The 14,189-nt window shown below is 73.8% G+C and carries 12 protein-coding genes and 1 pseudogene; 5 read left to right on the top strand and 8 right to left on the bottom strand.

Annotated elements, in window-relative coordinates; all coding sequences use genetic code 11:
* Nucleotides 1–11: 11 nt before the first annotated feature.
* Complete coding sequence (locus H7A72_RS15795) at nucleotides 12–644, bottom strand: alpha/beta hydrolase (RefSeq protein ID WP_185221128.1); 633 nt, start codon at nucleotides 642–644, stop codon at nucleotides 12–14.
* 205 nt (nucleotides 645–849) lie between these two features.
* On the opposite strand from H7A72_RS15795, the gene H7A72_RS15790 reads away from it, so the two are divergent.
* Entirely contained in the window at nucleotides 850–4,146 is a 3,297-nt protein-coding gene (locus tag H7A72_RS15790; protein WP_185221127.1) for an SNF2-related protein, read from the top strand.
* A gap of 72 nt (nucleotides 4,147–4,218) precedes the next feature.
* Here H7A72_RS15790 and H7A72_RS15785 read toward each other — a convergent pair whose 3' ends face one another.
* Together H7A72_RS15785 and H7A72_RS15780 are read right to left on the bottom strand one after the other, a co-directional pair.
* On the bottom strand, nucleotides 4,219–4,563 hold the full coding sequence (locus H7A72_RS15785) for a DUF2200 domain-containing protein (protein WP_185221126.1): 345 nt from the start codon (nucleotides 4,561–4,563) through the stop codon (nucleotides 4,219–4,221).
* A 539-nt stretch (nucleotides 4,564–5,102) separates the two neighbouring features.
* On the bottom strand, nucleotides 5,103–5,312 hold the full coding sequence (locus H7A72_RS15780; protein ID WP_185221125.1) for a hypothetical protein: 210 nt from the start codon (nucleotides 5,310–5,312) through the stop codon (nucleotides 5,103–5,105).
* A 126-nt stretch (nucleotides 5,313–5,438) separates the two neighbouring features.
* Here H7A72_RS15780 and H7A72_RS15775 point away from each other — a divergent pair, with 126 nt between their 5' ends.
* From H7A72_RS15775 to H7A72_RS15765, 3 genes are all read left to right on the top strand, one after another.
* Nucleotides 5,439–6,035, top strand: coding sequence for a TetR/AcrR family transcriptional regulator (locus H7A72_RS15775; RefSeq protein WP_223277685.1), 597 nt, complete (start codon nucleotides 5,439–5,441; stop codon nucleotides 6,033–6,035).
* Between the two features lie 6 nt (nucleotides 6,036–6,041).
* The gene (locus H7A72_RS15770) at nucleotides 6,042–7,592 is read left to right on the top strand and encodes an MFS transporter (protein WP_185221124.1); all 1,551 of its coding nucleotides are present in this window, start codon (nucleotides 6,042–6,044) and stop codon (nucleotides 7,590–7,592) included.
* A gap of 107 nt (nucleotides 7,593–7,699) precedes the next feature.
* A complete protein-coding gene (locus H7A72_RS15765; protein ID WP_185221123.1) occupies nucleotides 7,700–8,491 on the top strand; it encodes a HEAT repeat domain-containing protein in 792 nt (263 codons plus the stop codon).
* A 6-nt stretch (nucleotides 8,492–8,497) separates the two neighbouring features.
* Here H7A72_RS15765 and H7A72_RS17280 read toward each other — a convergent pair whose 3' ends face one another.
* The 3 genes and pseudogenes from H7A72_RS17280 to H7A72_RS15755 form a co-directional block, all read right to left on the bottom strand.
* Nucleotides 8,498–8,818 (bottom strand): hypothetical protein, encoded by a 321-nt coding sequence (locus H7A72_RS17280; protein WP_370543581.1) that lies wholly within the window; start codon nucleotides 8,816–8,818, stop codon nucleotides 8,498–8,500.
* Between the two features lie 307 nt (nucleotides 8,819–9,125).
* Nucleotides 9,126–9,911 (bottom strand): annotated as a pseudogene (locus H7A72_RS17275) (FAD-dependent oxidoreductase); the annotation flags it as partial.
* A gap of 231 nt (nucleotides 9,912–10,142) precedes the next feature.
* Nucleotides 10,143–10,544, bottom strand: a complete 402-nt coding sequence (locus tag H7A72_RS15755; RefSeq protein ID WP_185221122.1) for an ankyrin repeat domain-containing protein — start codon at nucleotides 10,542–10,544, stop codon at nucleotides 10,143–10,145.
* A gap of 135 nt (nucleotides 10,545–10,679) precedes the next feature.
* Between H7A72_RS15755 and H7A72_RS15750 the strand changes: the two genes are divergently transcribed.
* The gene (locus H7A72_RS15750; RefSeq protein WP_185221121.1) at nucleotides 10,680–12,110 is read left to right on the top strand and encodes a protein kinase; all 1,431 of its coding nucleotides are present in this window, start codon (nucleotides 10,680–10,682) and stop codon (nucleotides 12,108–12,110) included.
* A gap of 33 nt (nucleotides 12,111–12,143) precedes the next feature.
* Here H7A72_RS15750 and H7A72_RS15745 read toward each other — a convergent pair whose 3' ends face one another.
* Both H7A72_RS15745 and H7A72_RS15740 read right to left on the bottom strand, forming a co-directional pair.
* Nucleotides 12,144–13,334 (bottom strand): winged helix DNA-binding domain-containing protein, encoded by a 1,191-nt coding sequence (locus H7A72_RS15745; RefSeq protein WP_185222426.1) that lies wholly within the window; start codon nucleotides 13,332–13,334, stop codon nucleotides 12,144–12,146.
* Complete coding sequence (locus H7A72_RS15740) at nucleotides 13,334–14,005, bottom strand: class I SAM-dependent methyltransferase (protein WP_185221120.1); 672 nt, start codon at nucleotides 14,003–14,005, stop codon at nucleotides 13,334–13,336. Before H7A72_RS15740 ends, H7A72_RS15745 begins: the two co-directional genes overlap by 1 nt.
* Nucleotides 14,006–14,189: the final 184 nt, after the last annotated feature.

The following is a 14,189-nucleotide window of genomic DNA, read 5'->3' as shown; positions in this document are numbered from 1 at the left end:
TGACGCGACCGTCAGGCGGTGACGTCCTCGAGCCAGGCCGACAGGGCCTGGCGGCTGGCGGCGGTGAGGTCGTGCCCACCCGGCTCGCGCAGCGCCGTCGTCGTGGCGCCGGACTCGCCGGTGAGGTAGTCCCACGTCCGGTCGAGGAGTTCGCGGGGGATGACCTGGTCGGCGTCGCCCTGGATGACGAGCGTCGAGGTGCCCGCCAGCCGCTCCGGCATGGTCGGCAGGCCCGCGTCGAAGGGCATCGTCGCGAAGAGGATCGCCCCGCCCACGAAGCGCTGGGGGTCGGCCAGCATGAGCCCGCCGGCGAAGGCGGCGCCACCGCTGAATCCGACGAGCACCACAGGGCGGCCCTCCGGGGCCACGTCGTCGAGCCAGGCGCGAAACCACGCCATGGTCGCGGCGAGCGACTCGGCGACCGGCCGGCCGATGCCACGGTTGGCGAACCACGCGAAGCCCCCACCCTCGGCGATCGGTGCGCGCACCGCGGCGTATTGCAGGCCCTGCGGCAGATGAGGAGCGAGCGAGATGATCTCGCCCTCGTGCGACCCGCGGCCGTGCAGCAGCACGACGAGCGGCGCGTCGGGATCGCTCGGTCCGTGGGTGACGACGACGGGCTCGGGGAAGGTGTGGGTGGCCATGGAGGGCTCCTGATGATTGTTGCTGTAACAATCAACGTACTCCATGGCGAAGGGGGCGTCGGCGCGATGCCATGGCCGGGTCCACAGGCGGGGAGCGGGGTGGGCGCCTGTCCACAGCCGGCGATCGTGGCGAGGCGGTGACGGGGGACCGGCCTACGGTGGGGGCATGCCGATCCTCCCTTCGTCCTCCCAGCGGGGCTGACCCGTGGTCTGGGACGTCGAGTCCGCCGAGTGGGTGCGCGGCCTGAGCGACGACGCGATCCTCGCGGCGACCGACGAGGGGTCCTTCCAGCGCGGCCTCGACTACGCGGCGCGCGGCATGGTCCAGCAGGTCGCGACCCTCAACCGGGGCCGGGTCGTCGTGGCCAAAGTGGCCGGGTCGGGGCGCGGCAGCTACCAGACCATCGTCTCCCTGCACAGCGACCCGGGCGATGCCGTCGTCGAGTGGGGCGCCCGCTGCAGCTGCCCCGTGGCCCGCGACTGCAAGCACGCCGTCGCCGTCGTGGTCAGCGTGCGCGACGCCCTCGGCGGATCTGCGGGAGGCGTCGAGCCGCCCCCACCGACCCGGCCGTGGGAGGACGCGCTCGCGCTCCTGACCCGCGACCCCGACCCGGAGCCGCTGACCCAGGGTGCGCCCGTCGCGCTCGTCGTCGAGCGGGTCCAGGCGCCGGTGCATACCTGGGGGCGGGAGCGGGCTCCCCGGCTCCGATTGCGTCCGACCCGCCGCACCCAGGCGGGCCACTGGGCGAAGAAGTACTCGTGGGGGGAGCTCCTCCAGTCCGACTCGTACACCGCGGCGGGAGCTCGCGAAGGCCACCGCCGCGCCGTGAGTGCGCTCTACGCCCTCCACGAGGCGCACACGGGCATGCGCCGCCACACCTACGGCTCGGGTGGTGACGTCCACGTCGACGCGCTGGGGCCCAGCATCTGGCTCGCGCTGCGGCGGGTCCGCGACGCGGGCGTCGCGCTCATCGCGAGCGAGGCCGGCGATGAGGTCGAGCTGCTCGACGATGCGGTCGAGGTGGTCCTCGACGTGACGACCGTCGACGAGGGGCTCCTGCTGCGCCCTTCGATCGACGGTGCCGGCCCGGACGCCGGTGATCTCCAGCTCGTCGGCGAGCCGGCGCACGGAGTCGTCTGGACCGAGGCGGGCGACGACGGGGAGCGGGTGCGGCTGGCGCCCTTCGGTGCGGATCTGACACCCGAGCTGGGTGAGCTGGTCGCCGGCCGAGACATCGTCGTGCCCGAGGCAGATGTCGAGCGCTTCGTCGCCCTCTTCCTCCCCCGGCTGCGGGAGCGGGTCACGGTGATCTCCTCCGACGACAGCGTCGACCTGCCGCAGCCCGAGCCGCCGCAGCTGCACGTCCGCGTGCGTCGTGACGGCCACGGCGTGCTGCTCGACCTGGGCTTCGCCTACACGGCGGGAGGACACACCCATGTCGTCGGTGCCGACGAGCAGGGGTCACTCCCGCGCGATCGGCGGGCCGAGCACGCCCTGCTGGAGGGCCTCGAGCCGCTCGCCGACCTGCCGGGCGCGAGGATCCGGTCCCCGCAGGGCTGGCGGCTGCGCTCGCCGATGCGGCTCCACGGGCCTGCGGCGATCCTCGCCCTCACCGAGGTCGTGCCGCGGCTCGACGACGACCCACGCTGCATCGTGGTCGTCGACGACGACGTGTCGAGCTTCGAGGAGCTCGACGCCGAGCCCGAGGTGTCCCTGCACCCGGCGAGCGAGGACGGCGGCTCCGACTGGCTCGACCTGCACGTGCGGGTCACCGTGGGCGACGTCGAGGTCCCCTTCGAGCCGCTCTTCGCCGCGCTCGTCGCGGGCGAGGAGATCATGCAGCTCGAGACCGGCGAGTGGTTCCGGCTCGACCACCCGGTCCTCGACGACCTGCGGGCGCTCATCGAGGAGGCGCGGGCGCTCGTCGAGCCGGAGGCCGGCGAGGTGCGGCTGAGCCGCTACCAGGTCGACCTCTTCGACGAGCTCGCGGCGATCGCCGACGTCGAGGTCGAGCGCGAGCACGCCTGGCGCTCAGGTGTCGAGACCCTCCGCGAGATCGACAGCCGCCCGGTGCCCGAGGCGCCGGCCTCCCTGCAGGCGACCCTGCGGCCCTACCAGCTCGAGGGCTATCACTGGCTGAGCACGCTCTGGGACGCCGGTCTCGGGGGCGTCCTCGCCGACGACATGGGCCTGGGCAAGACCGTGCAGACCCTGGCACTGCTCGCCCGCGCCCACGAGGCGGGCGAGCTCGACCGGCCGGTGCTCGTCGTCGCCCCCACGAGCGTCGTCGGCACGTGGGCCAGCGAGGCCGCGAAGTTCGTCCCCGACCTGGTCGTGCGCACCCTGCCGCAGACCCACCGGCGCCGCGGCGAGTCCGTCGCCGAGGCGGTCGACGGTGCCCACCTCGTCGTCACCTCCTATGCCGTGCTGCGCATCGACGCCGCGGAGTTCGCCGAGGTCGACTGGCGCGGCGTGATCCTCGACGAGGCGCAGTTCGTCAAGAACGACCGCTCCAAGACGCACCAGGCGCTGCGGCGGCTGTCCACCCCCTTCGTCCTCGCGGTGACCGGCACCCCGCTCGAGAACTCGCTCATGGACCTGTGGTCCCTCTTCGCGCTCGCCGCGCCCGGGCTCTACCCGCGGCGGGACCGCTTCGGCGACCTCTACCGCAAGCCCATCGAGTCCGGCGAGCAGCCCGAGCTCCTCGACCGGCTGCGCCGCCGGATCCGCCCGCTCATGCTGCGGCGGACCAAAGAGGAGGTGGCGATCGACCTGCCGCCCAAGCAGATTCAGGTTCTCCCGGTGGAGCTCTCCTCGACCCACCGGCGCATCTACGACCGACACCTGCAGCGCGAGCGCAAGCGGGTGCTCGGGCTGCTCGACGACCCCGACGCCAACCGCGTGGCGATCCTTGCCTCGCTGACTCGGCTGCGGCAGCTGAGCCTCGACCCCGGTCTCGTCGACGACGAGCACCGCGGCCAGGGCATCTCGGCCAAGCTCGACGTGCTCGTCGAGCACCTGGGCGAGCTGGCCGTGGAGGGCCACCGTGCACTTGTCTTCAGCCAGTTCACGGGCTTCCTCGCGATCGTGCGCGAGCGGCTCGAGGGCGAGGGCATCACCACGAGCTTCCTCGACGGGGCGACGACCGACCGCGCGAGCGTCATCGACGCCTTCAAGCAGGGCGAGCAGACCGCCTTCCTCATCAGCCTCAAGGCCGGCGGTGTCGGCCTGACCCTCACCGAGGCCGACTACGTCTTCGTCCTCGACCCCTGGTGGAACCCCGCGGCCGAGGCGCAGGCCATCGACCGCGCCCACCGCATCGGGCAGGACAAGCCGGTCATGGTCTACCGCCTCGTGTCGACCGGCACGATCGAGGACAAGGTCGTCGAGCTGCAGGAGCGCAAGCGAGATCTCTTCCAGCGGGTCGTCGACGACGGCGGCGCGCTCTCGGGGGCGATCACCTCCGCCGACATCCGGGCCCTGCTCGATCCGAGCGACTGACGCCCACGCACGCCACCCGCGGGTCGAGGGGGTACGGCTAACACGGCGGTGGGCGCTGGCCCCGACGTGGGCTCAGGTCGAACGCAGCACCTTGTCCATCGCCTTGCCCTTGGCCAGCTCGTCGACGAGCTTGTCGAGGTAGCGGATCCGGCGCATCAGCGGGTCCTCGACCTCCTGCACCTTGACCCCGCACACCGATCCGGTGATGAGCTCGGAGGCCGGGTTGAGCTGCGCCCGGTCGAAGAAGTCCTCGAAGGTCGTCCCCTCGGCCAGGTGCCGCTCGAGAGCCGGCTGGTCGTAGCCGGTGAGCCACCGGATGACCTCGTTGAGCTCGTCCTGGGTGCGCCCCTTCTTCGTCACCTTGGCGACGTAGTGCGGGTAGACGTCGGCGACGGCGGTCGTGAAGATCCGGGGCATGTGGCCAGCCTAGGTCCGCTCTGGATCGCCAAGGTTCCGGAGTTGAGGTCGTTGACGTCGACGGGGCCGGCGAGGGGCTCCTCGCCGCCGAGGCGCGCGGAGAGGGTGGTGGCGGAGCTCCAGCTCTCGCCTTCGGTCCCCTCGACGTGGACGGTGCGGTCGAGCGTCAGGAGCACGGCGACGTACTCGCGTCCCCGAGGGGCCCAGCCCAGCCCGTCGACGTTGGGCACGCGCAGCACACGCGTCACGGTGCATGCCGTGTCGCGGGAGTGGTCCTCCAGCTCGAGGTCGCCGGCGCCGTCGCTGCCGACGACCTGCTCCTACCCGTCGACGGTGACGACGAGATCCACATCGGTCGGGGCGCCGTCGACGGCCACCCAGCGCGGGCCGGTGGCGTTGCTCCACGCGGTCTCGGGGTCGAGGCGGAAGCCTCCCGGGCGGTCGCTCAGCTGGTGGTCGACCCCGTCGGCGCACGGACACCTCGACCTGCGTCGCCAGGGGTCGGCGGGCTGTGCTGCTGCGACCGCGACGTCGAGGTGTCACCACGGGAGCTCCAGCCGGACCTGGTCGGGCAGGGGCTCCTCGGCGAAGGGGGAGGCCAAGACGTCACCCGGGCACGCCTGCGGACGCGAGTCGCCGTCGCCGTCGAGGCCGGTGCCGGCCCAGGCGAGGCCGAGGGCCGGCGCGGTGCCGCTGGCGAGCGCGGCGGCGGTCGACCACAGCGACGGGAGCTCAGCGGTGCGTGACATGGGACACCTTCCTGCAGGCGCTCGTGGGCGGCAACGGGGAGGGCTCTCGACGACCGACTTGGCGTTCCCCCCTTCGATCCTGTACACATGTACATGTACGGATGTACAACAACGAAGGGAGGGACCGTGGGCTCCACGCAGGACCGGCCGGAACCCGGGCGGCGCGACCCCGAGGGGCGGCGCCGCGCGATCATCGATGCGGCCGCAGAGCTGATCGTCGAGGGCGGCGCCTCCTCGCTCACCCATCGCGCCGTCGCGGCCCGCGCCGGGGTCTCGCTCGGCTCGACGACGCAGTACTTCTCCTCCCTCGACGAGCTGCGTGAGCTGGCCCTGCAGTCGCTCTCCGACCTCATCGACGCGGGCCTGGCCGAGGTCGAGGCGCAGCTGCTGCCGCTCGACGACGCCCCCGAGCGACTGGCGCAGGAGATGCACGCCTTCCTCAGCGACGAACGGGCGGTGCGCGCCGACCTCGAGCTCGTCCACTCCGGGCTCGGCGACGACCCGAGACTGCGTGAGCTCGCGCTGCGCTGGACCGACCGGCTCGTCGAGATCCTCGCCCGTCACCTCGACCCCTACGTCGCCGAGGCGATCGGCCTCTACCTCGACGGCGCCACCCTCCACGCCGGGCTGCACGACGAGCCCGTCTCCGCCGAGACCCTCGCCCGGGTCTTCCGCGCCCTCATGTCCGCCCCCACCAGCCACCACCACGACCGAAGGGAGTGACCCCCGATGACCACGACCCCCACCTCGACCGCCACCTCCACCCAGGTGTCGACCCGCCGCGCCTGGGCGGCGGTCGCCGTCCTCAGCGCGAGCCTGCTCGTCATCACGATGGACATGACGATCCTCAACATCGCGCTGCCGGACATGGCGGCCGAGCTGCGACCCACGGCCAACCAGCAGCTGTGGATCGTCGACGTCTACTCCCTCGTCCTCGCAGGGCTCCTCGTCCCGTGGGCGGCGGTCGCCGACCGATGGGGCCGGCGGCGCATGCTGCTGCTCGGCTATGCGATCTTCCTCGTCAGCTCGCTGCTCGTCCTCGTCGCCGACACGGCCGAGGCGGTCATCGTCCTGCGCGCCCTGCTCGGCATCGGCGGCGCGATGATCATGCCCAACACGCTCTCGCTCATCCGGGTGATCTTCACCGACGCCGCCCAGCGGGCCACGGCCCTGAGCATCTGGGCGGCGGTCTCCGGTCTCGGGGCGGCGGTCGGGCCGCTGGTCGGCGGATTCCTCCTCGAGCACTTCTCCTGGCACGCAGCCTTCCTCGTCAACGTGCCGCTGATGATCGCCGCGATCATCGCCGGCCTGGTCGTGCTGCCCGAGTCCCGGGTCGAGGGCGCCGGACGGTGGGACGTCACGGCCGCCGTGCTCGCCCTCGTCGGCATGGTCGCCTTCGTCTGGTCGGTGAAGTCCTTCGGCAAGGAGGCGAGCTTCACCCACCTGCCGGCCCTGCTGGCCCTGGCGATCGGCGTCGGCGCGCTCACCGTCTTCGTCCGCCGCTGCCTGCGCAGCGACTCCCCGCTGCTCGACGTCGGTCTCTTCCGCAGCCGGCCCTTCTCCGCCGGCATCATCGCGGCGCTCGGCACCACCTTCGCCATGCTCGCCGCCATGCTCCTGCTGACCCAGTGGTTGCAGCTCGTCGAGGGCGCCAGCCCCATCGAGTCCGGCATCAAGCTCATCCCCGTGGCGCTCGCCGGTGCGGTCGCCTCGCTCGCCGCGCCGCCGCTGGCGCGGGTCGTCGGGGCCCGGACCGTGCTCGCCTCGGGACTGGGGCTGGCCGGGATCGGTCTGCTCGCCGTCGGGCTGGGGCCCGACGAGGTGACCTACCCGCTCGTGCTCACCGCCATGCTGTTCGTCGGTGCCGGCACCGGGTCGCTCGCCATCGCCTCGGCGATGGTCATGATGGGCTCGCCCGAGGACAAGGCCGGCAACGCCGGCGCCCTCGAGGAGACCTCCTACGAGCTCGGCGGCACCCTCGGCGTCGCGATCCTCGGCAGCGTCTCGGCGCTCGTCTACCGCACGCACCTGCAGGACTCCGCGGCGCTCCAGCAGGCCGGCCCCGAGGCCGCCCGGCACGCCGAGGACTCCCTCGGTGCGGCGGTGGCGACGGCCGACGAGCTCGGCCTGCCAGCCCTGGCCACCGACGCCAGTGCCGCCTTCGTCGACTCGCTGCAGGTCGCCGGCCTCGCCGGCGGGACGCTCATGCTCGTCGTGGCTACCGTCGTCTTCGTGCTCACCCCGCGTGGCACCGACATATCCGGCGCCACCCACGGCTGACCCCCTGCGCATTTCCTTGGGGAAGTGCGAAGAATGGTCGGCCGGTGGTGGTCCTGAGCCTGCATTGCCGTAGGGCAATGCGAGGGGGGAGGGTAGCGTCGAGCGACGTGAGCGGTACTTCCTTCGACAAGGCCCTGCAGGCGGCGCGGCACGACGACCCCTCGGTGCGGCAGCGCGCCGCGCTGTGGCTCGGCACCCACGCCGACGAGACGGTGGCCGACGACCTCGTGCGGCTGCTCGTCACCGAGCCGGACTTCTACGTCCGCGAAACCCTGACCTGGGCCGTCGTCACCCGGCACACCTCTACCTACCCGTTGCTCGTCGAGGCTCTGCGCGACGACTCGCTCGCCGAGGGGCCCGGCCGGGTCCAGGTGCTCCACGCCCTGAGCAAGATCCGCCGGCCCGAGTCGGTCGCCGAGATCCTCCCCCTCGCCGCCGACGACGACGACGCGGTCGCGGCCAAGGCGTGGTGGGCGCTGGGCCGCATCGGCACCCCGGGCGCCGTCGCCGCGCTGGTCGACGCCCTAGGTGTGGAGGAGGAGTTCCGTCGCCGCGAGCTGACCCGCGCCCTCGAGCAGGCCGGAGAGGCCGCGGTCGAGGGGCTCTCCGGACGCCTGTCCGACCCCGACAGCTCCGTGCGGCGGCACGCCGCCGAGGCCCTCCTGGGCATCGGCGACCCCGCGGCCCGCCCGGCCGCCCCGGAGCTCTTCCACGTCGTCGCGACGGACGACAAGGAGGTCGTGCTGCCCGCCGTCGAGGCCCTCGCCGCCCTCGACCTGCCCGAGGTCGACGACGTGCTGCGTCGGCTGCGCGACGGCGACGATGCCTGGCTGTCGATCACCGCGGGGTGGTTGCTCACGGATCGGTCCGGCACGGCGCGGTCCACGCCTACCGACTGACCTCGGTCAGGGGCGCCGCAGGTCGACCGGCAGGGCCTCGAGCAGGCGCAGCCACACCTCGGTGACGTCGGGGAAGCTCGGCACCGCGTGCCGCAGCAGGTGGACCGGCACCCGCCCGGTGATCGCGATCGTCGCGGCGTGCAGCAGCTGGCCGGCGTCCGTCCCGACGAAGGTTGCTCCACGGACCAGCCCGCCCTTCCGGTCGACGACGAGTTTCGCCCGACCGGGGGCGTCGTCGCGCAGCAGGGCGGCCCCGCCGACCTGCGCGAAGGGGACCTCCGCCACCTCGACGTCGTACCCTGCCTCGCGTGCCTCCGCCTCGGTCATCCCGACCCGCGCCACCTGCGGGGTCGGTGTAGACGACCTGTGGCACCGGTGCCCCGTCGGGCACCGGGAGCGGCCCGCGCCCGGTGGCCGCGGCGGCGATCGCGTCGCCGAGCACCCGCGCGCGGTACTTGCCCCAGTGGGTCAAGGGCGCCTCGCCGCTGGCGTCACCCACCGCGTGCAGCCACTCGGGCAGCCGACCCTCGAGCACGTCGTCGGGGGTGAGCCCGACCGCGTCGAGGCCTACATCGCCCAGGCGGGGGTGGCGCCCGGTCGCGACGAGCACCTCGTCGGCCTCGACCTCGCCGTCGTCGGTGACGACCGTGACCGGGCCACCGTGGACACGACCGACACCGGTGTTCCGTGCGTCGGGCCGGCGGCAGCCGGTGGCCGACGTCGAGAAGCGCACGTCGACCCCCTTCGCCTGAAGTGCTTGTGCGACAACGCTGCCCGCGAAGGGCTCCTGGCCGGCGAGGAGGGTCTCGCCCCGCACGAGCACCGTGACCTCGCTGCCGAGCGCGGCCATCCACGTCGCGGCCTCCACGGCCACGACACCACCGCCGACGACGACGACGAGCCGACCCGGGACCTCGGTGACCGCGGTCGCGTCACGAGAGCCCCACGGGTGCACGTCGGCGAGAGGTGGCGGAACCACCGGCTCGCTGCCGGTCGCCAGGACCACCGCGTGCCGCGCCCGCAGCCGGTGCGGGCCGCCCTCGCCGGTCACCTCGACCTCGCGCTCACCGACGAGGCGAGCATGGCCGCGCACGGCCGTGATGCCCAGGCCCTCGGCCCAGCGGACCTGGCCGGTGTCGTCGCGGCCGCCGACCCAGAAGTCGCGCCGGGCGAGCAGGCCCTCCGGCTCGACCTCGGCGGTGGCCACCCCCTGCAGGTGGGCGGTGGTGTCGGCGACGGCGATCGGGCGCAGCAGCGCCTTGCTCGGGATGCATGCCCAGTAGGAGCACTCGCCGCCGTAGAGCTCGCCCTCGACGAGCGCTGCGGTGAGGTCGGTGCCCTCGATGGCGTACTGCGCGACGTTTTCGCCGACGGGGCCGGCGCCGATGACGACGACGTCGTACTCGTGGGTCTCGGACATGCTGCTCCTCGGGTCGTGGGCGTCGGGCGAAGGGAGGTCAGACCCAGTAGGTGTCGTGCCGGACCATGAACTCGGCGCGCTGTCGCCGGCGGTCGCGGTGATCCACTCCCGACCGTCGAAGCGGCTCACTCACGCGCTCGCCTTGCCCTCGCCCGGGGAGGTGTCCGAGGGATATCTCCGGATGAGGGACATGCGTCCGGTCTACCACCGCCGGGCCGAGCCGGCCAGAGCTCACCGCTCGAGCAGGCCCTCCTGGCCGAACATCTGCGCCGTCGCGCGGGCGCTCGGCGACCCCGCGTCGGGGTCGGCGCCGTGCTCTAGCAGGGCGGCGACGACCTCGGGCTCGGCCTTGAAGACCGCCCCGGCGAGGGGCGACTGGCCGCGGTCGTTGAGCGCGTCGACGTCGGCTCCTCGCCGGGCGAGCTCGCGCACCGTCTCGGCCTGCCCGTGGTAGGCCGCGAGCATGAGCATCGTGTTGCCCGCCGGATCGCGCAGGTCGACCGGCGCCCCCGCCTCGACGTACGCGGCGAGGCGCTCCGCCTGCCCTTCCCGGGCCCAGTCGAAGAGCTGGTGGGCCAGCTCGACCGCCTCGTCGTGGAGGGGCGTCGGATCGTGCGGGGTGGGCTCGCTCATGCCTCCAGTGTGACCGCTGGGGCCCTTCCGGGGAGGGGCCCCAGCGCCTACCGTTGTGGGTGACGAGCGGTGCAGGGGGCACGCCGGGGTCGGTCGACCGCCGGGTGGCACCCCACGAAGGGGAGGGAGCCGGTCATGAGCAGCGACACGGCGCCTCGCGTGGCCGGCCGCTACGAGCGGGTCCTCGTCCGTGATCCCGGCTCGTCGCACCCGACCTGGCTGGGCCGCGACACGGTCCTGCAGCGCAGCGTCGTGCTCCAGCAGCTCGTCGTCGCGCCGGAGCACCTCGCGCAGGCCCTGCGCGAGGCCCGCGCTCTCACGGCGGTCGACCACCCCAACCTCGTCGCCGTCCATGACGTCGTCGCCGACGAGGACCCGCCCCTCGTCGTCCTCGAGCTCGTCGACGGCCCGACCCTGACCGCACTGGTGCGCGAGCACGGACGCCGTTCCCCGCGAGAGGTGGCGCTCGTCGGGTCGCAGGTCGCCGCAGCCCTGGCCGCGGTGCACCGGGCTGGCCTGGTCCACGGCGGCGTCGGGCCCTCGAGCGTCGTCATGGGCCCGGGTGACGAGGCGAAGCTCGCGCCGCCCGCCACCCCGGAGCACGGACTGGCCGGCGAGAGCGGTCGCTCCGCCGACGTGTGGGCCCTCGGCCGCACGCTCGACGCAGTGCTCGCCGTCCGGCCGGACACCGCCGGCGCGATCGGGCCGGTGCTGGCCGCGATGGTCGCCGACGACTGCCACAGCCGGATCACCGCTGCCGAGGCCTCCGCGCGGCTCGCGGAGGTCGCCCAGGAGGCGCCGGCCCCGGTGGTCGGTTTCGGGCTCTTCCCGTGGGACGACGGCGAGGACGTGGCCGCGACCCGTCCGGTGCGCGCAGCCCGCGAGGGTCGGCACCCCCGGGCCGCATCCGCCGGCGGCGGGGCCGCGCAGCCGGCAGCCGTCGCCGGCGGGGCACTGCAGACCGCGGGCGCCGACGGCGGGCCCCCGGACTCCGGGTCGACCGCGACCGGCCGCGATCGACGTCGGCGCAGGGGCGGTCTGCTGCTCGTCAGCGTCGCGGGGGCGGCCCTCCTCGTCGTGGGCGCGGCGCTGGCGCTCACCGGGCGCGAGGACTCGGCGGTGCCTGACGGGGTCCCGACCTCGACGACGACGATCAGCACGAGCACCAGCACGACGCGCACGGGCACACCGGCGACCGCCACCTCGACCGCGAGCCCGACGAGCACCACCACCGCGCCGCAGCCGACCACGGCACCACCCGCGGCGCCACCGCCCCCACCGGCGACGACCCGGGCACCGGCACCCACGACCACCACGTCCACGACCAGTTCCTCGACGAGCTCCACCACCTCGTCCTCGACGACGCCGTCCATGACGACCTCCACGTCATCGACGACCCCGGCATTCACCCCGTCGCCGACGAGCGAGCCGTCGACCACGCCGACCACGCCCACGAGCGAGCCGTCGACCACGAGCGTGCCCACGACCCCGCCGGCACCGACGACGGCACCGACGCAGACCTCAGCGCCCTCGAGCAGCCTGGCGCCCTCGGTCGACGGGCCGTAGCCCGCCCGACCGCCCGACCGCACCCGCGGCCGGTCAGGGCAGGGCCTCGCCCTTCATCAGCCGCGAGGAGTAGACATTGGTGATCCGCACGCCGTCGAGCCAGGCGGTCAGCCGCTCGGCCTCGGCGGCGAGAGCGGACCTCCCTTCGCTCCCGAGGTCGGTGCCCGGGCACTCGACGACCGAGACCACGCCGTCGTCGTCCTGCACCCACGCGCCGACGATCCGCCCGTCCCACCACGCGGTGGTGCCGCCGTTGCCGTTGCTGTCGAAGAGCAGCTCGCGGTGGGCGGGGTCGAGGTACCAGTCGCGGGACTTCCAGCCCATCGTCGTCGGATCGAGCGTCGGCAGCAGCGCCGCCCACGGGCCGACCTCGGCGACCGGCTCGAGGTCGTCGGGCAGCAGCCACCCCGTGCCCCCGCCCTCGAGCGCCACCTCGACGGCGGCGACCTCCGCGAGGGCCGCGCGGGTGGCACCCTTGGTCGCGCCGAGCCACCACTGCACGTCCTCGAGCGTGCCGGGACCGAAGCGCTCGAGCCACCGTCGCACGAGCTCGGCGTAGCCGGTCGCGAGGTCGGGGTCCGCCGGCTCCGCGCCGAGCCACGAGTCCATGAGGGTCCACGCGGGCTTCGACAGGCGCCAGTGGCCGGCATTGGGCCCGCGGGTGATCCGCCCCTGCGCCCCGAGCCAGGTGAGCACGCGGGGCGCGAGGTTGAAGGTGCCGCCGTAGCGCTTGCCCTCGTTGATCGTGATCGCCCCGGAGAGCTCCGGCAGCTCGGCGCGCAGCGTGGCGGCCGGGAGCGCTTCGCCGCCGGCGAGCCGTCGCTCCACCGCGGCTCCCGCCGTCTCGAGCCAGGCCGCGCCGTCGTCGGCGATGCCGTGCCGGGTGGCGTCGCGGGCGATGAGTCGGTGCTCCTCGGGCGCGATCCGCTCGCGGGCCACGGCGAGCGCGGCGGGCAGCAGGTCACGCGGGAAGGCGAAGAGCGTGCGGCGCATCGACAGCTGCTTGACGATGCTGCGGTCGTCGTAGAGCGCCGCGTCGACGTCGAAGGGGGTCACCCCGGTGGTGCGGGCGCCGACGGCCAGGTGCACGGTCGCGGCCTCGGTCGCGTGCAGGCAGACCACCGAGCGGGCCGCGCCGACGACGTCGGGTGCGTGGTGGTCGGGGTGCAGTGCCTGTCGCGTCGCGAGGCGGGCGCGGCGCTCGGCGTCGCCGACGGTGCGCATCACGCCCGGCGGCCGACGGCGAGGAAGACCGGGTAGTCGCGGTCCTGCTTGTGCACGTGGCCGGCATCGGCGACGGTCACGTCGACGAAGCCCGCCGCCGCGAGCCGGCTCGCGACCTCGGCGCGGTCGAAGCCGTGGTGCCCGCCGAAGTCGTGGTCGTGGAAGCTGCCGTCCTCGCGGTCGAGGTCGGCGACGGCCACCCACCCGCCGGCGTCGAGCAGCTCGGCGAAACCGGCGAGGACCCGGTCGAGGTCCCCGACGTGGTGCAGGACGTTGGAGGTGACCACGAGGTCGAAGCGCTCGGTGGGCACCGGCTGGGTCTCGAGGTCGAGGTCCCACACGCGCGTCGGCGAGGGCAGCGTGCCGGTCGCGACCTTGTCCGCGAGGACCTGCCGCATCCCCGAGGAGCTGTCGGCGACGGTCACCTCGACCTCCGGCAGGTGCGGCAGCAGCGCGGTGGTCACCAGGGCGGTGCCGGCCCCGTAGTCGAGCAGCCGCAGCCGCGGACGAAGGGGGACCCGCCCCGCGATCGCCGCCGCCACCTCACCCGACTGGCGCACCTTGTCGGGGTCGTCGTCCCAGGTCGCGGCCGTGTCGTCGAAGTGCCGCGCGTCCCCGTCGTGCCGGCGATCGTGTCGGTGGTCTCGGTGCCCTTGGTCAGCTTCGCCCATGCCCCCCACCCTGCCAGCAGGCACCGTCAGCCAGCACCTGACGAAGGGGGCTTCCCCGGGTGACCCTCCGCGGGTATATCTTGCCCACGAGCGCGCCCGTGGGGGAGCGCCTCCGCCGTTTCGTCATGGGGAGAGCAGACGTGCGCACCACCATCGCCAGGACCACCATCGCCGGACTCGTCAT

This window comes from Janibacter sp. YB324 (genome assembly GCF_014217915.1).
Classification (GTDB): Bacteria; Actinomycetota; Actinomycetes; order Actinomycetales; family Dermatophilaceae; genus Janibacter; species Janibacter indicus.
This window is presented reverse-complemented; position numbering and strand designations above follow the sequence as displayed.

Bases quoted from the DNA above. Each gene is read 5' to 3' on its own strand.
- H7A72_RS15795 (WP_185221128.1), bottom strand. From the start codon at position 644: ATGGCCACCCACACCTTCCCCGAGCCCGTCGTCGTCACCCACGGACCG.
- H7A72_RS15740 (WP_185221120.1), bottom strand. From the start codon at position 14,005: ATGGGCGAAGCTGACCAAGGGCACCGAGACCACCGACACGATCGCCGG.
- H7A72_RS15745 (WP_185222426.1), bottom strand. From the start codon at position 13,334: ATGCGCACCGTCGGCGACGCCGAGCGCCGCGCCCGCCTCGCGACGCGA.
- H7A72_RS15770 (WP_185221124.1), top strand. From the start codon at position 6,042: ATGACCACGACCCCCACCTCGACCGCCACCTCCACCCAGGTGTCGACC.
- H7A72_RS15750 (WP_185221121.1), top strand. From the start codon at position 10,680: ATGAGCAGCGACACGGCGCCTCGCGTGGCCGGCCGCTACGAGCGGGTC.
- H7A72_RS15785 (WP_185221126.1), bottom strand. From the start codon at position 4,563: ATGCCCCGGATCTTCACGACCGCCGTCGCCGACGTCTACCCGCACTAC.
- H7A72_RS17280 (WP_370543581.1), bottom strand. From the start codon at position 8,818: ATGACCGAGGCGGAGGCACGCGAGGCAGGGTACGACGTCGAGGTGGCG.
- H7A72_RS15780 (WP_185221125.1), bottom strand. From the start codon at position 5,312: ATGTCACGCACCGCTGAGCTCCCGTCGCTGTGGTCGACCGCCGCCGCG.
- H7A72_RS15755 (WP_185221122.1), bottom strand. From the start codon at position 10,544: ATGAGCGAGCCCACCCCGCACGATCCGACGCCCCTCCACGACGAGGCG.